Below are 15,885 nucleotides of genomic sequence, written 5' to 3'. Positions count from 1 at the left end.
CGACTCTACGACCCGCGCCGACGGGGGTTCGCGGTGCCGCCACTCGCGGACGCCAGGATGTAACGATCCTGTGCGCGGAGGGAGTTGACGCAGACATGCAAGACGACGCGATGGCAGAGTGAGGATCTCGGCGCCACAGTCACGGGGGCCCTGGCGCCGACCGTGAACCCGTATTCGCAGGGCTCCCGTTCGGAGAACCCTCGTGACTCAAGTGATAGCGGCGTCGCGCCGCCGGGTGTGGACGCGTGCCGCGCTCGCGTTAACCGCGGCGGGCGTTCTGACGTTGACCGGCCTGCCAGGTCTGCACGATGACATCGCGTACGCGGCCAAGGGAAAGCGCTGCGACAGCCTCCCGGGCGTCACCGGTACCCGGCCGGGCACGAACAACCTGCCGTGGGACCGCGGCCTCCAGGTCCGTTCCCCGAGTGACCGGGACTCCTACACCTACGACGCGCCCCGGCAGAGCTTCGACGGACTCTCGCTGCCCGGAGACGTCGAGAACCCCACCGACGAGCAGGCGGCGCAGCGCGCGAAATTCCTCGCGAAGTTCGACAAGCCCTACACCTCCTACCCGGAGAACAGCGAGGAGCGTGTCTTCGCCCGCTACAAGAGCTACTTGAACAACGCGAACCCGAAGTACAAGACGTTCGCGGACTGGCTCGAGGGCGGCTACATCATGCCGCACAACAACAACAAGCGCGGCGCGGCCTTCGAGACGAAGGTCATCAACGATCTCGGCCTGGTCGGCGAGGACTGGCTGTGCCAGGAAGAGATCGTCATCAAGGACAAGAACGGCAAGACCATCATGGTCAGTGATGGCAAGGGCGGCCAGAAGCCGCTCGTCCGCAAGTTCGACGCCGTGAACTACAAGACCGGACAGTTCCTGGAGTTCAAGGCCGGACCCGGCCGCGACACCGGCCAGGACCTGGCGAACAGGAGATTCCTGGAGGACCCGCGCTTCCAGAACGGCGAACTGGCCAGGAACAGCCGCATCTCCTACGTCAACGGCCAGTCCAAGGACTCGGCGACCACCAAGTACCTGGGCAGAATGGCCGAGCAGTACAAGGGGACCGACGGTCAGCCCCGGGTACGCGCCTACGAGCACCTCTCCACGGACGTCCCCAAGTACAAGTCCGTCAGCTACAAGAACGTGTCCGGCTCCACCAGGCCGGACCCGAACTTCGCCGCGAACGGCAACAACCGTCTCGGCGGGGCGGCCTCACGCACCATCGGCCAGTCCCCGGAGACACCGAAGGAGATGGCCGAACGCATCCGCCGCCTCGGCGGCAGCGGCCCCGCGCGCTTCGGCGTCCGCGGCCCCGGCGGTGTGGACTTCTCCACCCTCGACCTCGCCTACGTCGGCAAGCCCGTCAAGGGCAAGGGACTGCCCTACGCCTTCTCCGCGGACAAGGTGCGGGACGAGACCGAGGACAAGGGCTGGGGCGGCAAGGCCAAGGCCCAGCTCATCTCCGACTCCTTCTTCACCTGGCTCGCGCTCACGCCGGACAAGTTCTGGGTCAACCTGAACCCCGACCAGCCCGACAAGATCATGGACAAGACCTTCGGCAGGACCGACGCCGGCCGGGTCCTGCTCCAGGCCGACCTCCAGATGAAGCACGACTACGCCAAGGACGTCGACTACCGCAAGGACCCGGGCAAGCAGTACGCCGAGGCCATGCGGGCTGCCAACATCCCCTGCGGCGACACCATCCGGCTGTGGATCACCCCGAAGACGGCCAAGGTCCGCGCCGACGACGGCGGTCTCTACATCCTCGACACACCGCTGAAGGTCAACGTCGACCACATCGACCGTGAGACCCCCGACCCCAACGGCAACGACTGCAAGCTGACCGAGGCCCAGCGCGACACCGCTAACGGCCTGCTCAAGCAGTACATCATCCCGAGCGTCGAGAAGAAGGTGAACACCTCCGCCGACTACGCCGACCTGCGCCGTGTCTACAGCGCCCGCGTGGCCGCCGAGTACGTCCGCCAGAGCGACGCGGAGCAGGCGGGCGACTACCACTCGGTCATCAACAGCGGTGACATCTCCCGCTGGCCCGTACGTTCGCCCAACCGGGCGTGGACGCCCAAGCAGACCTGGGACGACTACATGAAGTCCTTCACCAAGGGCGACTACTCCCTGCCGTGCGAGGTGGGCGGCCAGCAGAAGATGTGCGTCATGGGAGGCGTCGACTTCGGCAAGGCGCCCAGGCAGAACATCAGCCGGGTGGAGTTCAAGGCCCAGCATCCGAACCTGGAGAAGACGACGAAGATCGCCACCGAGGGCCAGACGGAAAGCGCCGACAACCCCGCGCTGGCCCTCCTCGGCGGCGGCAGCGCGTCCGCCAGTGGCGGAGGCGGGTCGACACCGACTCCGACGCGTTCGTCCGAGCCGACCCATCGGCCCACCACGCCTCCGGCGGACCACAGCAGCACGCCTCCGGCGAACCACACCCCGTCGCCGAGTCCCTCCACCCCGGCCGGCGGTCTCACGCCACCGGCCACCCCGCCCTCGGACGGCAGCGGGGGCGGCGGCCTCGCCGCCACCGGCACCCAGGTGCTCACCATCGCCGGACTCGCCGCCGCGCTCCTCGCGGCCGGACTCGGCCTGATCTGGGCCAAGCGCCGCAGGACCGGCCGGCAGTAGCCGCAGCCGGCGCATGAGGAGATCCCGGCCCCGCATCCACAGCACCTCGGATGCGGGGCCGGGACGTGTCCCGACAGCCTGGGCGTGGCGTGCCAGGCGGGGTTCGGAACACAGTGCTGCCGTGAGTATCAGCCGTCGCTGAGAGCACCGCGCCAGGCGAGCAGGTGGAGCGCGGCACCGATGCCGACGGGGTCGTCGGCGAGGCGGCGCGGCAGGATCTCGTCGCAGCACCCGTCGGCCTCGGCGACACCGTGACTGAGCAGGGCCACCAGTTACGCGCGTTCCCGCACCCATCCGCGCTGGGCAGTTCCAGGGGATCCGGGACCCCCTTTCGGCGCCCCGCCCGACGATGTCGACTCCGTGGATTCAGCGGGCTCAGCGCGCGGTGAGAGCTCCCGGGGGGCCATGCTCGACGAACACCAGAACGTGCAACCGCTTGAGCAACACGATTTCCGCCGCCAGGAAGTCGTGGTGAACGCTTACCGTACGGAACCGGGCCGTGCGGGCGCAGGGCACGGCCTTCGTCATCACTCCCCGTCCGTGTGCAGCTCCCAGGGCTGCATGCCGAGAACCTTCGCAAGGACCCGCTGCAGCTCGACGCCGGCCGGCAGCGGGCGCCACCAGATGGTCACCTCGGCGATCTTGCCGTCCGCGTTGAGCAGGACCTGGTATACCCCGTCGATCGCGGCGTCCTCGACTTGCAGCCGGAAACGTGCGGCGTGGTGGGTCGGGCCGCTGAAGACCTCCTTGTAGCTGTCTTCGACCGCCAGTTTGTTGACAGTCTGTGTGACGTCCACGACGGCCTCGCGGCCGGTGACTGGCTCATCACCGAGCGGGCTGTACAGCACCACGTCCTCGGCGAACAAGCGGGTGAGGGCGTCTTTGTCCGCGCCACCGTGGATGCAGTCGACGAAGGACTCCATGGTGGCGCGGTGCGGGGCGATTCTGGGCATAGTCACTCCTCGTTGAGCGTGATGGAACTTGGCCGGCGCGCCCAGGCCGTCAGGTGGCGGGGAAGTAGTGGCCGTTGTCCAAGTCGGCGAGCAGGCTGGGCTGTGTGGGTTCCCAGCCGAGGGTCTGGCGTGTGATGAGGCTGGTCGCCGGGCAGTTGAGGGCGACCAGATTTGCGAGGAATCCAAAGAATCCGGGGAGCATCAGTACGTCCGCGGGAATGCTCACGGCGGGCAGGCCCAGGCGGCTGCCAACGGCCTCGGCGATCTCGCGGAACGGGATGTCCCCGTCCTCGACCGCGTGCCAGTACTTGCCGGCCGGACCCTTCTCCAGCGCCAGGCGGAACACGGCGGCGGCATCGCGCATGTGCACGGCGCCCCACAGGTTCTCGCCGTCTCCGGGGTATCCGACGACGCCCTTCTCCTTGGCGAGCGCGATCAGCAGCGGGAGGAAGCCCTCACGGTCGGTCGCGCTGTGCGCGATGTTGGGAAGCCGCACGACCGAAGACCGCACTCCCCGCTCGGCGAGGCCGATCACGGTGGTCTCCACGACGTTGCGGACCCGCAGGGTGCCCTTGTACTCGTCGCCGCCGGGAAGCGCCGGGTCCTCCTCGGTGGCGGGCCGGCCCAGGTAACCGGGCGAGGCCATGGTCCCGGCCCAGACCAGCGGCTTTCCGGTTCCCTCCAGTGCGTTGCCGTACGCGAGTACGGACGAGAGCTCCGATGCGGCCAGGGCGTCGATCCCGCCGGTCATGAGCACATCACGCCTGTAGGCGACGTGGATGACGCCGTCGGAGTCCGCGGCCGCCTCCTTGAGCCCGTCGAAATCCTCGAGGTCGCCGCGACGCACCTTCGCGCCGAGCTCGGACACCGCCGCCGCAGCAGTGTCCGACCGGGCCAGGCCGGTGACCTCGTGCCCGGCGGCGACAAGATCTTGGATGACGTACGAACCGGCATGGCCGGTCCCGCCAACGACCAAAACGCGCATTTCGCCGTCCTGTTCAGGTAGATGCAGGGGTGTTCTTCTCGTGCCGAAAATCGCCTGGAGCGATGTGGCGTGAGAAGGGGTGGTGCGGGTGGGCTCAGCTGAGATCGGTGACGCCGAGGAAGAAGTTGGCGTGCTTGAAGGTGTGGGTGGCGAGGCCCAGTTGCAGCAGGCCGACGTTCTCCAGTGTCCGCGCCATTGGCAGCTGCCCGATGTCCAGCGGGCGCAGTCCCAGGCTCTCGATGAACTCCGACACGCGTGCCTTTGCCTGCGCGTCGTCGCCGGCGATGAACACGTCCAATGCGCGCCCCTTGGTCGAGTCGGCCGTCAGAACATGGGAGAACAGGGTGTTGAACGCCTTGACGACATGCGCGCCAGCGGTGGCGGCCTTGGCGATCTCCTGCGCGCCGGAACTGCCGTCGGGGGTGTCAAAGCCCTTGAGATCGGGGCTGACGGGGTTGGTGATGTCGACAATGACCTTGCCGTGCAGTGCGTCCCCGTACTCGCTCACCACCGCCGCCGCGCCGGAATACGGCACGGCGAGGATAACGATGTCCCCGGTCGGAGCGGCACCGGCCGTCCCGACAGTGGCGCCGGGGAGCTTGGCGGCCGCTTCCTCGGCCTTGGCCGGGTCGCGGCCGATGATCTCGACCGTGTTGCCGCCGGCGAGAGCCCGGGCGGCCAGGGCGCTGGCCATATTCCCCAGGCCGACAATGCTGATGCTGCTCATGGAATGCCTGCTTTCTGAAGCTGGATAGAACGCCACATCCACCCCGTCGTTGTAACGGATGTGTCGTCGATGGCGTCGAAAGACGCGACGGTCAGCGCTCAATTCGACGGTGCCATTTGGAGTGAGCGGGTGTCCAAGACCCTTTTTGACCGTGGCGATACCCTGGAGGCATCGCCGGACAGACCGGAGGCACCATGGATCTGGACCTGCGCAAGTTGCGCTACTTCGTCGCCGTCGCCGACAAGCTGCACTTCGGCCGCGCCGCCGATGAGCTTCACATCGCGCAGCCGGCGCTCAGTCGGGCGATCCGCGCGCTGGAACAGGATCTCGGCACCCCGCTGCTGACGAGGGACAGCCACGGCGTGGCGCTGACCGACGCCGGCAGGCAGCTGCTGACCGACGCCGGCCCGCTGCTGGCCTCCGCGCACGCGGTCCGCGGCCGGGTGACCGTGGCCGCGCGCGGCGGCCGGCGGCTAATGGTCGGCTTCCGGGCAGGCATCGCGGTCAACCCGGCGGTACGGCTGTTCAACGCCCGGCACCCGGACGTGATCGTGGACGTGCAGCGGATCGAACGGCACGACCAGGCCACGATGCTGCTCGACGGCAGCGTCGACGTGGGCTATGTGCGGCTACCCATCGACGAGGCCGGCCTGCGCGTCACCCCGCTGTACACCGAGCCGACGGTGGCGGTGCTGCCCGCCGGCCACCGGCTGGCCGGCAAGGATCAGGTCACCGAGGCCGACCTGGCCGGCGAGCCGCTGGTCTGGCATGGCGACGCGAGCACGCAGCCCACCAGGCGCCCGCACCCCAATGCCGGGTACCTGGTGCGCGGGGTGGACGAGACGCTCGAGCATGTCGCGGCCGGCCGGGGCATCTCGTTCCTGGCCCGTTCGGCGACCGTGTTCTACTCACATCCGAACGTCAGCTTTGTGCCCATCCCGGATCTGGCGCCCGACCAGGTGTGCCTCGCGGTGCCCGCATCTCGCACCTCGCCGGTGGTCGACGACTTCCTCACCGCAGCTCAGGAGACGGCCGAGATCACGGCAGAATGCGGGAACTATGAAATGTGGCTGCTTGGAAGCAGTGACGTTTCAAAGGGATAGGGCCAGGTGGCAGCGCATGTGCTCGGTGAGTCGTCGTTACTGTGCAGTGCTCGGAGTGTGAGGACTGCTTCGGCGCCGGGCAGTCCCCAGCAAGCTCTGGCGATGTCGCGTTGCAGGTCAGCAGCACTCTCCACTCTTTTGATCAAGACCCCGGACAAGCCCGCTCGTGAAAGCGCGAGGCCAGACACTCCCCCGCAGACGCGCTTCCGCGGTCATCGCTGGGCGGCCGTGGGGATGGCGTTGTCGACGAGGACGGCGGCGATGGCTGCGGCGGTGGGGAAGGAATCGGTGTTGAGGACCCGGGTGCGGGCCGCGGCGCCGTCGAGGAGCAGCGCGAGTTGTTCGCCGAGCCGTTCGGGGTCGGTGGCGCCGGCTTCGCGGGCGGTGTCGGCCAGGCGCGCGGCGACGGTTTTCTTGTAGTCGCGTGCGTATTGGGACGCGGGGTGTTCGGAGTCGTGCAGTTCGACGGACGCCGCGATGTAGGGGCACAGAGGGGTGAGGCCCTGTTCTCCCGTGGGCGGCTCGAAGGCGGCGATCAGTCGTTCGCGGGGGGTCAGGTCGGTGCGGTCGAACACCCCGGCCGTGACGTTGGGATCGAATCGGCGCAGGTATTCGGCGACGAGTTCGTCCTTGCTGGTGAAGTGCTGGTATGCCGTGCGCTTCGAGACCTGTGCGACCGCGCACAGTTGGTCCATGCCGGTGCGGTTGATGCCTTGATCGCGGAACAGTTGCTGCGCCGCGCCGACGATGCGCTCGCGTGCGCCCCTGCCGCGACGCAGGCCCTGGGGGCCCTTCTCCAACTCCGTCATGCTTCCAGTTTAGCCCAGTCGGGTACCGACCGGTGTGCATAAGTTGCGCCCCAGCCGACCCTTCGATACGCTACGTATACAATTCAGTGTACTTAAGGTGCCGTTCGGAATAACCTCAGCTCAATGGAGTGATCGTGGGAAAGCTCGATGGCAAGGTAGCGGTGATCACCGGCGGATCAACCGGCATGGCACTGGCCGGCGCCCAGCTGTTCGTTGACGAGGGAGCTCACGTCTTCATCCAGGGCCGGCGGCAGGAAGCGCTGAATGAAGCCGTCAAGCTGATCGGCCGGAACGTGACCGCTGTGCAGGGCGACGCGGCCGACCTGGCCGACCTGGACCGCCTGTACGGCACGGTCAAGAAGGAAAAGGGCTCGATCGACGTGCTGTGGGCCAGCGCCGGGATGGGTGAACCGGGCAAGCTCGGCGAAATCACCGAGGAGCAGTTCGACCGCGCCTTCTGGCTCAACGCGCGCGGCACCCTGTTCACCGTGCAAAAGGCACTGCCGCTGCTCAACGACGGCGCCTCAGTCTTCATGACCGGATCGAACGCATCCCTCAGGGGCTTTCCCGGGTGGAGCGTCTACGCGGGCAGCAAGGCCGTACAGCAGGCCTGGGCCCGCGTATGGCTCAACGAACTCAAGGACAGGCGGATCCGGGTCAACGTGCTCACCCCCGGCCAGGTCGCCACCGCCAAGCAGGCAGAACTGTTCGACGAGGCCACCAAGAAAGCCTTCGAGTCCCTGATCCCACGCGGAGAGATGGGCCGCCCCGAAGAGATCGCGAGCGTGGCACTCTTCCTCGCCTCGGACGACTCCAGCTACGTCAACGGCCTCGAACTCGTCACCGACGGCGGCGCCACCGTCATCTGACCCGGAGCCGACCGGAAGAAACCGGTGTACGCGGCATACCCGCACATACTGGTGACGTCACGTCTCACACACCACGACAGGCCTCACGCACAACGAGGGGTAGCGATGACCACATCAGCCTCGAACCGCTCCTCCATTGAGTCCTTCATCGAGTGCATGCACAGCGGCGCCGACAAAGACGCCCTTGCCCGTGTACTGGCCGAGGACGTGGTACTGGTCGGTCCGCTCGGCGATGAGCCGCTCACCGGCCGCGAGGCCGTCACGGCAGCGATACAGACCGTCAGCAAGGTGGCGGCTGACCTCACCTACAAGGAGGTCCTCAGCGGCGAGACCCACCACGCCGCATTCTTCCGACTGCAGATCGCGGACACCGTGGTCAACGGCATGGACTACATCCTGCTCAACGAGGACGGCGAGATCGCCGAGGTGACCATTTTCTGGCGCCCGCTGCCGTCCGCCGTCGAGATGCAGGGGCATCTTGCGCAACTTCTGGGCACGCGGTCCTGGGAGCTGCGTACGGACGGGGAGTAACGATCGTGGATGCCCTCGCTCCACGTCTATGACCTCATCCCCTTGGAAGGCGCAGCTCAGCGACGCGCTGAGTGAGCCTGACCCGGCACGAACAAGACAAAGCGAAGGCTCGAGAACGAGGAAAAGGGCACACCGTATGAGCAGCGTCAGCATCATCGGCACCGGGGACATGGCCCGTACCATCGGCGCGCGGGCGGTGGCGGGCGGCAACACTGTCGAGGTCATGGGTCGCGATCGGTCCAAGGCCGCTGGCCTGGCCAAGGCTCTCGGCGGCGGCGCCACGATGGGAGAGTGGGGCGCGGTCCCGGCCGGGGACATCGTCATCGTGGCCCTGTTGTTCGACGGTGTCGTTCCGGCCGTAGCCCGGTACGGAGACGCCCTCGCGGGCAAGGTCATCGTCGACATCAGCAACCCCTTCAATCCCACGTTCGACGGGCTGGCCCACCGCGAGGAGACCTCGATCGCGCAAGAGGTCGCCAAGGTGGCCCCGGCCAGCGCCAGCGTGGTGAAGGCATTCAACACCGTCTTCCGTCAAGTCCTGGAGAAGGGCCGGCCCGACGTCTTCATCGCCGGCGATGACGCGCAGGCCAAGGCGGGCGTAGAGACATTCGTCAAGAGCCTCGGGCTGCGCCCGCTGGACGTCGGCGGCCTGAAGATGGCGCACTGGCTGGAAGGAGCGGGCCTGGTCGCGGTGGGCCTCGCCCAGCACGGGGTGGGGCACTGGGATTTCGCCCTCGGCGCCACTGAATTCCGCGACTGAGCCGCTCCGAGCCGTCGACGGAAAGGGGCGTGCGCCCTGACCATGGTTGACGGATCACCGAAATGACTCGCCCCCGGACAACCCCGCTCATGAAAGCGCGAGGCTAGAACCTGACAGGGCGGGAGCGGCACCCGCGACAATATCAGTTGGGGCGAACGCCCCTCCAGTCCACAGCCTGTCTGGCCCGGTCGAGTCTGTGCGTGAATAGCAGTCTGCCGATGCTCAACCGCGTGGACCCGTACCGCACCCAGATCCTTACGTCGACGGACATGCCACAGTTCATCTCCGAGGTCGACGCCACCTGCGACATGGTGAAGGGGCAGCGGGAGCGGGAAATTCTGGAGAGGATCCGCAAGCTGGCAGAGCGTTGCGCGGAAGCTGCGAGCCTGGAACTACACCTCCAGGGCGACTAGGGGTTGCCTCATCGCCGTCGGCCATGGAGGAAATGATCTTGGTGTGGCTGGTGTGATCACGGCGTCCGAGCCGTCCTGGATAGCCCCGTTCACCGGGCTGAGCCCGCGCTGCTTCGGCAAGTTGATGACCATGGTCCGCCGCGAGGTCGGCGACAAGCCCCGGCGCGGGCGGCCGTGGAGTCCGCCGCTGGAGGACCGGGTGCTGCTCGTCGCGGCCTACTGGCGCACGAACTTGACGATGCGCCAGCTCGCCCCGCTCCTCGGTGTCTCCAAGTCGGCCGCCGACCGGATCATCGATCACCTCGGCCCCAAGCTCGCACTCCAGCCGCGCAAGAACTACCGCTACTCCACCAACCACCAGGTCGTCATCGACGCCGACACCCGCCTGGTCGTGGTCATCGGCCGGCCGCTTTCCGGCAACCGTAATGACTGCAAGGTCTGGGCGGAATCCGGCGCGAAGGACGCCGTCGGTACGACGATGACCATCGCGGAAAATCGGCAGCGGTCGTCGCCGTAGCACCGTGATGGTTATCGGTGTGGGTTGCCGGGTCTTCGATGGGGGTGCCGATGTTGGACGTTGTGAGGCCACTTCGGTGACAGCTCTCCGTGAGGACTGATGGGTACTCAGACATCTCTGACGCATCACCGACCATGCAAGATCATCTCGCAGTGGCGTTGCGCAAGGTGCTGAAAAACAACAGTGATCAGTGGAGGGTCGTGAAGGTAGATATCTGCAGGTCAACTGGCTTGCTGAGGTGTTGTGCCCCTTGCCTCCTAGGGGCACAACACCGCCGCTCAGATGTCCCGGAACATCTCTACCGAGAACAGCACGCTCCGATGCTCAGTCAGGAACGCGAACACACTGCCTGCCAGCCTTCTAGCCTGACGCGTTCACCGGGCAAGTCCGGATCTTGATACCGGAACGCAGAAGTGCGCCCTGAGCCGCGATGATCCGACTTGTCGAGGATCAAAGCGCCGCAGCCGGAGCATTCACGTGAGCTCTACAACGCCGCCCGGCTGGAACTCGCCCTGGCTGGCATCGACCTCATCGCCTGGACCCAGATCCTGCTCCTTGACGGCGAACTGGCCGAGGCCGAGCCCAAACGACTGCGCTACCGACTGTTGCACACCGCCGCCCGCATTACCCGCGGCGGCAGACGGACCTGGATCGCCGAACACTGGCCCTGGGCCCGGGGCCTCGTCACCGCATTCGCCCGCCTGGCCGCGCTGCCCCGTCCGGCCATCTGCTGGCCGGCCGCTTCGCGATGCCGCCCGCCCACGACCCCGGCGAGCCGGGACGGGCCGGTAGTTCCTCGGGCGCGTCCTGGCCCGGGGCCCGCGATCCCCTTGGCATGATGGCCGCCCGGGTTCCCGAGGACAGAACGGAGCCGGTGTCGTGCCCTTCGCGGAGTCGACCGGTGGTGGTGCGTCCGGGCCCCCTGGAGCTCCGCCGGCCGTGCGGCGGTCCGTGGCGCCGCTGCTGGCCGTGTGCACGGGATACTTCATGGTCATCCTGGACGTCACGGTCATCAACGTCGCCGTGCCCGTGGTGGGCCGGGAGCTGCCGGCCTCGCTCACCGGCATCCAGTGGATCACGGACGGGTACACCCTGGTCTTCGCCGGATTCCTGATGACCGGTGGCGCGCTGGGCGACCGCCTGGGCAACCGGCGCGTCTTCAGGGCGGGCGTCTCGGTGTTCACGGTGGCCTCGGCCGCCTGCGCGTTCGCGCCGGGCGCCGCCTTCCTCGTCGCGGCCCGGCTGGTGGAAGGGCTCGGTGCGGCGCTGATCGTCCCCGGCTCGCTCGCCCTGCTCCAGGAGGCGTACCCGCTGCCCGCCGCACGTTCGCGGGCTTTCGGGCTGTGGGGGTCGATGGCGGGTGTCGCGGCCTCCGCCGGGCCGCTGCTGGGCGGGCTGCTGGTGTCCACCGTGGGCTGGCGCTGGGTCTTCCTGATCAATCTGCCCGTCGGTGTGGCCTGCCTGTTTCTGACGTGGCGGCACGTGGCGCCCTCGCCGCGTCACGCCGGCCGGTCCCTGGACTGGCCGGCGCAGTGTGCCGTGGTGGCGGCGGTGGCCCTGCTGACCGGCGCGCTGAACGAGGCCGGCCGGCGCGGCTGGTCCGATCCCCTCGTGCTCGCCGGGCTGGGCCTGGTCGTGCCCGCCGTCGCGGCGTTCGTGTGGCGCGAGCGGGTCGCCCGTTCGCCCGGCCTTCCGCCGCGCCTGCTCGGCTCCCGCACGATGGTCGGCGGGGCCGTCGTCGGCCTGCTGTTCAACTTCGGCTTCTACGGCATGGTGTTCACCGCCAGCCTGGACTTCCAGCACCAGCGCGGCTTCGGCGCCCTCAGGACCGGACTGGCGCTGTTCCCGGCCGTGGCGATGACGATGTTCGCCTCCATCTTGTCCGGACGGCTCGCCCGCCGCACCGGTCACCGTCCACTGGTGGTCTCCGGCATGTCCCTCGGCGCACTGGGGCTGGCCGGCTGGGCCGCGGCGGGTACCGATCCGGCCTACCCCCTGCTGGTGGCACCGATGATGGCCGTCGGGTTCGGTACGTCCTTCGCGCTCACCGGCTCGACCGCCACGGTGATGGGTGCCGCGCCCCATGAGTACGCGGGGGCCGCCTCCGCACTGTTCAACACCGCCCGCCAGATCGGCAGCGCGACCGGCGTGGCCCTCGGCGGCAGCCTGCTGGCCACCGGCGCCGACTACGGCACCGGGCTTCGCACCAGCATGGCCATCGGAGCCCTCGCCTATCTGGCCGCGGCGGTCGTCGCGTGGGTATGCGTCCCGGGCGGGCCGAAGGCACCGCCCGAACGCCCCACTTCCCCCGCTGCCCGCACGTCCCGCTGATGGAACGTCCCGCCTCCCGCCCCCACTGGCCGGGCAACCATCGCCTTCCCAGGTGCGGTGGGCGGCTCAGGTGGTGAGCCGGTGAGGGTCGCTCGGCGCGGGCCTGAGGGCGAGCCGGGTGAAGCGCTCGAAGCGGATGATCTCGTCGCGTTCTGCTTCGGGCAGGCGTGCGGGCAAGCCGGGCGACAGAGGCCGCTCGCGGGCGGCCTGACTGGATCGCCTGCTTCCTGGACTGCGGGCGGTGGCCGGTTCGGGCGGGTTCCAGGAGTCCCACCTTGAACTCGGATTCGTGACAGGCTTCTGACCTGCAGGTTTAAACATCCCCGCCCTTGCGGCGGGGTCTTGAGTGGGAGATCGGCCTCCTGCGGGGGCGTAGCGAGAGGAGGAGCGGCCCAGGCGCTGGTGATGACGTGGTGGGGTGTCAGAGGCTGATGAGGGTGCCCAGTGCCGCCTTGCCGCCCCTCGGCGGCTCCCGGGCGATACCGATGTCCTGGCGTGGCTCGCCATGCCCGCCTCAGGACCCCGTGGACCAGCTCGCCGACGTCACCAGGTGACGGGCAGACGATGCACTCGGACCGCCGCTCAGCGTGTGACGGACACAACGGATACCTCACCGCGAATCGGGTGGTCGGCGAGTTCGAGCCCGGTCGCTGATATGGGGGCTGACGTGGCTGACGTGACTCCACGGCAGCCCCCTCCCGTAGGGACACCGCCTCGTGCGCGTCTCGGAGGGCTGACTCCTGCTTCCCGGAGAGCCCCCGATTGTGTCGGTCCAGGAACGCGACGGGTCCGCGAAGCTTGATGATCCGATCCTGCGGGTCGTTCCCTCGCGGAGCTGCTTCTTCCCTGCCTTCACGTGGAACGGGGGCACTGAGCTCCCAATACATGCCGTTGGCTGCCTTGTTGATGCGCCGCTGGTCGGTAGTGACGGGGACCTGGAAGTAGGCGGCAACCGGGTAAAGGCCGTCGAAGAACTCCATGCCGGTCTCGCCGGCACCGTCGTTGCCGATCCGCGTGCGAATCTCTCGGTACGTTCCGTTGGCGAAGGTGATTTCCCCGTTGGGAGTGACGGGGGCGTACCGCATCGGTTCTTCGTTCGAGTTGTCCTCGCCGTACTGCTTCATGTAATCGACGGCGGTCCTGGGCTGCGGCAGGTGGACGTCCTCGTCCTGACTGTCCTTCTCCTTACCCGGAGACTCGGCCGTACCCGCGCCATCGAAGCCGTCGCCGGAACGGACGATTTCGCCGCCGACCTCGCCGAACGCTACGGCTGGATCAACCGGGCCCTGCCCGACGCCGAACTGGACGGCTTCGTCGAACGCCTGGCCAAACGCATCGCAGGCTTCCCGCCCAAGGGAGTCCAGGGCCGCCAAGCGCTTGATCAACGACCTCACGCTTGCGGAGCCCGCGCACATCCGCTCCGACGCCGCCACCTTTCAGGCACTGATCACCCTGGCCGAAACCCGCGAGCGGCTGGACCACCCGCGGCCGACATGTACTTGGGCCCCTTCCCGCCCGGCCTCGAGTCCACAGTGGTGGTCTCTGGCTGCGCCGGGGCGGAGACTGGACGCATCTCCAGGTCTCCGGTCCCGAGATGTCCGATGCCGCGCATGTCCCGCGTGAAGCCCTCCTCCAACGCCACCGAGTCCGGGTCGACTCTGAGGTAGACCAGGATGGCCCCGTGCTTCGGACGGAAGATCACCGATGCCACGTTCACCAGCCGCCGGTAGGCGATGTAATGCCGCAGTGTCGCGACCTCGACCTCGCCCCACGCCGTGAGCGCCTCGTTCAACTCCCCGTACAGGTCTTGCAGGCACTCGGGAACGAGGCCGGCGTCCGTCGGCGAAGAAGCCCCCGGCGACGTCGTCGCACTGTCGACCACCGCGTCCCGCGCCCGATTCCGGCGGGACGACGCCGCGCTCGGGGAGCCGGGCGTGGACTCGACGAGGAGCAGGCTCAACAGGCCGCCCTCGAAGACCCGGTAACGCACCAGGTCGATCCGCTCGGGCAGCCACTGCACGGCCACCCGGTCGTGGTGGGAGAAGCCGGCCGCGATGCAGACCACCCGCGGGCGGCGCCAGTCGATCGACTCGGCAGCCTCCGACCCCAGCACCTTCCGGACGAGCGCCCCGAACTCGTGCTGAGCCGAGCGCAGCCAGGACAGGTACGAGACGGCCTGGGACAGCACCCCGCTGTCGGAACCCTTCTTGAACTCGATCACCACCGGGCTGCCGTTCTTGTCCAGCCCCAGGGTGTCGATCCGCCCTCGGTGCCGCGGCCCGGTCGCGTACTCCGACGCCAGGAACCGGATGCCGAGCATCTGCTCCAGACCGGCCTCGACCCGACACTGCAGCTCCACCTCCAGCGCCACCGTCGAACCGGACAGCTCGACATCGCGCCCGTCCCCGTCTCGCCGGAACAACATCAGCTCGGCCACCAGCGCCTCCTCCCGCGATCTTGCAAGAAGCCCAATCGATGGCGAGCTCGGGATAGTCCGCCGACGCCGAGACAGTCGGTAGGGGTAACACCCGGGTGCGGGTACTACCCCGCTGTCCGGCACCACGACCTCGCGGCTGTTGGAGCGGGTGCTCACCGCGCTGATGGCCCAGGCCGACGCCGACGAGGATCACAACTGGGCGGTCTCGGTGGACTCCACGATCGTGCGGGCGCACCAACACGCGGCCGGGGCCCGCAAAAAGGGGCCCCGGCCGGCGAACCGGACAACCATGCAATCGGCCGGTCCCGCGGCGGACTGACCACAAAGATCCGCCTCGCCGCTGACGGCCGCTGCCGTCCGCTGGCCTTCGTCCTTACCGCCGGGCAGGCCGGAGACGCGCCCGCATTCACGGACGTCATGGACCGCCTGCGCGTTCCCCGGCCGCGAGGCCGGCCCCGCACCCGGCCGGACGTGGTCCTGGCCGACAAGGCGTACTCATCCCGCGCGATCCGCGCCCACCTGCGCAAGCGTGGCATCCGCGCGGTGATCCCCGTCCCGGCAGACCAGCGCGGCCATCGACTACGTCGCGGAGCCGAGGTGGCAGGCCGCCCGCCTTCGACCGTGAGGCGTACAAGCAGCGCAACACCGTCGAGCGGTGCATCAACCGCCTCAAGCAGTGGCGCGGCATCGCCACCCGCTACGAGAAGACCGCCACCATCTACCTGGCCGGACTCCACATCGCAGGCATCTTCCTCTGGTCCGCCCGATGATCTAAACGAAACTGCCTAGCCGCCCTGCGCTCG

General features: G+C 68.2%; 14 protein-coding genes and 3 pseudogenes. 10 read left to right on the top strand and 7 right to left on the bottom strand.

From position 1 onward, the window contains the following. The first annotated feature begins 202 nt into the window (after positions 1-202). Positions 203-2,647, top strand: a complete 2,445-nt coding sequence (locus ACIGA3_RS12010) for a hypothetical protein (protein WP_399713478.1) — start codon at positions 203-205, stop codon at positions 2,645-2,647. A gap of 128 nt (positions 2,648-2,775) precedes the next feature. On the opposite strand, the gene ACIGA3_RS12005 is transcribed toward ACIGA3_RS12010, so the two are convergent. From ACIGA3_RS12005 to ACIGA3_RS11985, 5 genes are all read right to left on the bottom strand, one after another. Continuing rightward, positions 2,776-2,916 (bottom strand): hypothetical protein, encoded by a 141-nt coding sequence (locus tag ACIGA3_RS12005; RefSeq protein ID WP_399713476.1) that lies wholly within the window; start codon positions 2,914-2,916, stop codon positions 2,776-2,778. 106 nt (positions 2,917-3,022) lie between these two features. After that, the gene (locus tag ACIGA3_RS12000) at positions 3,023-3,175 is read right to left on the bottom strand and encodes a hypothetical protein (protein ID WP_399713474.1); all 153 of its coding nucleotides are present in this window, start codon (positions 3,173-3,175) and stop codon (positions 3,023-3,025) included. After that, positions 3,175-3,600: a nuclear transport factor 2 family protein gene (locus tag ACIGA3_RS11995; protein ID WP_399713472.1), complete on the bottom strand. Its 426-nt coding sequence runs from the start codon at positions 3,598-3,600 to the stop codon at positions 3,175-3,177. The genes ACIGA3_RS12000 and ACIGA3_RS11995 overlap by 1 nt, the downstream gene beginning before the upstream one ends. Before the next feature lie 49 nt (positions 3,601-3,649). Then, positions 3,650-4,585 (bottom strand): SDR family oxidoreductase, encoded by a 936-nt coding sequence (locus ACIGA3_RS11990; protein ID WP_399713470.1) that lies wholly within the window; start codon positions 4,583-4,585, stop codon positions 3,650-3,652. 94 nt (positions 4,586-4,679) lie between these two features. Then, entirely contained in the window at positions 4,680-5,312 is a 633-nt protein-coding gene (locus ACIGA3_RS11985) for an NADPH-dependent F420 reductase (protein WP_399713469.1), read from the bottom strand. Between the two features lie 194 nt (positions 5,313-5,506). On the opposite strand from ACIGA3_RS11985, the gene ACIGA3_RS11980 reads away from it, so the two are divergent. Further along, positions 5,507-6,415, top strand: coding sequence for a LysR family transcriptional regulator (locus ACIGA3_RS11980; RefSeq protein ID WP_399713467.1), 909 nt, complete (start codon positions 5,507-5,509; stop codon positions 6,413-6,415). A 212-nt stretch (positions 6,416-6,627) separates the two neighbouring features. Here ACIGA3_RS11980 and ACIGA3_RS11975 read toward each other — a convergent pair whose 3' ends face one another. Then, positions 6,628-7,224, bottom strand: coding sequence for a TetR/AcrR family transcriptional regulator (locus ACIGA3_RS11975; RefSeq protein ID WP_399713464.1), 597 nt, complete (start codon positions 7,222-7,224; stop codon positions 6,628-6,630). A 134-nt stretch (positions 7,225-7,358) separates the two neighbouring features. Between ACIGA3_RS11975 and ACIGA3_RS11970 the strand changes: the two genes are divergently transcribed. The 7 genes and pseudogenes from ACIGA3_RS11970 (at position 7,359) to ACIGA3_RS11940 (ending at position 12,645) form a co-directional block, all read left to right on the top strand. Further along, entirely contained in the window at positions 7,359-8,093 is a 735-nt protein-coding gene (locus ACIGA3_RS11970; RefSeq protein ID WP_399713460.1) for an SDR family NAD(P)-dependent oxidoreductase, read from the top strand. A gap of 105 nt (positions 8,094-8,198) precedes the next feature. Then, a complete protein-coding gene (locus tag ACIGA3_RS11965; RefSeq protein WP_399713458.1) occupies positions 8,199-8,624 on the top strand; it encodes a nuclear transport factor 2 family protein in 426 nt (141 codons plus the stop codon). A gap of 136 nt (positions 8,625-8,760) precedes the next feature. Further along, a complete protein-coding gene (locus tag ACIGA3_RS11960) occupies positions 8,761-9,384 on the top strand; it encodes an NADPH-dependent F420 reductase (protein WP_399713455.1) in 624 nt (207 codons plus the stop codon). 200 nt (positions 9,385-9,584) lie between these two features. Then, complete coding sequence (locus ACIGA3_RS11955) at positions 9,585-9,797, top strand: hypothetical protein (protein WP_399713452.1); 213 nt, start codon at positions 9,585-9,587, stop codon at positions 9,795-9,797. A gap of 43 nt (positions 9,798-9,840) precedes the next feature. After that, a pseudogene (locus ACIGA3_RS11950) lies at positions 9,841-10,290 on the top strand (transposase family protein); the annotation flags it as partial. A gap of 506 nt (positions 10,291-10,796) precedes the next feature. Further along, positions 10,797-11,036 (top strand): annotated as a pseudogene (locus tag ACIGA3_RS11945) (transposase); the annotation flags it as partial. A gap of 217 nt (positions 11,037-11,253) precedes the next feature. After that, complete coding sequence (locus ACIGA3_RS11940; RefSeq protein WP_399713449.1) at positions 11,254-12,645, top strand: MFS transporter; 1,392 nt, start codon at positions 11,254-11,256, stop codon at positions 12,643-12,645. 1,447 nt (positions 12,646-14,092) lie between these two features. Here the strand turns inward: ACIGA3_RS11940 and ACIGA3_RS11935 are convergent. Then, on the bottom strand, positions 14,093-15,082 hold the full coding sequence (locus tag ACIGA3_RS11935; RefSeq protein WP_399713446.1) for a hypothetical protein: 990 nt from the start codon (positions 15,080-15,082) through the stop codon (positions 14,093-14,095). 145 nt (positions 15,083-15,227) lie between these two features. On the opposite strand from ACIGA3_RS11935, the pseudogene ACIGA3_RS11930 reads away from it, so the two are divergent. Continuing rightward, a pseudogene (locus ACIGA3_RS11930) lies at positions 15,228-15,852 on the top strand (IS5 family transposase); the annotation flags it as partial. Positions 15,853-15,885: the final 33 nt, after the last annotated feature.

It is taken from the genome of Streptomyces sp. NPDC085596 (assembly GCF_044541565.1).
In the GTDB taxonomy this organism is placed as follows: Bacteria; Actinomycetota; Actinomycetes; order Streptomycetales; family Streptomycetaceae; genus Streptomyces.
The sequence above is the reverse complement of the archived record's forward strand: the minus strand, read 5'-3'. Positions and strand labels throughout refer to the sequence as shown.

What these genes read in the sequence shown, in the direction of transcription:
- ACIGA3_RS12000 (WP_399713474.1), bottom strand. Translation starts at nt 3,175, where the DNA reads ATGACGAAGGCCGTGCCCTGCGCCCGCACGGCCCGGTTCCGTACGGTA.
- ACIGA3_RS11995 (WP_399713472.1), bottom strand. Translation starts at nt 3,600, where the DNA reads ATGCCCAGAATCGCCCCGCACCGCGCCACCATGGAGTCCTTCGTCGAC.
- ACIGA3_RS11990 (WP_399713470.1), bottom strand. Translation starts at nt 4,585, where the DNA reads ATGCGCGTTTTGGTCGTTGGCGGGACCGGCCATGCCGGTTCGTACGTC.
- ACIGA3_RS11985 (WP_399713469.1), bottom strand. Translation starts at nt 5,312, where the DNA reads ATGAGCAGCATCAGCATTGTCGGCCTGGGGAATATGGCCAGCGCCCTG.
- ACIGA3_RS11980 (WP_399713467.1), top strand. Translation starts at nt 5,507, where the DNA reads ATGGATCTGGACCTGCGCAAGTTGCGCTACTTCGTCGCCGTCGCCGAC.
- ACIGA3_RS11975 (WP_399713464.1), bottom strand. Translation starts at nt 7,224, where the DNA reads ATGACGGAGTTGGAGAAGGGCCCCCAGGGCCTGCGTCGCGGCAGGGGC.
- ACIGA3_RS11965 (WP_399713458.1), top strand. Translation starts at nt 8,199, where the DNA reads ATGACCACATCAGCCTCGAACCGCTCCTCCATTGAGTCCTTCATCGAG.
- ACIGA3_RS11960 (WP_399713455.1), top strand. Translation starts at nt 8,761, where the DNA reads ATGAGCAGCGTCAGCATCATCGGCACCGGGGACATGGCCCGTACCATC.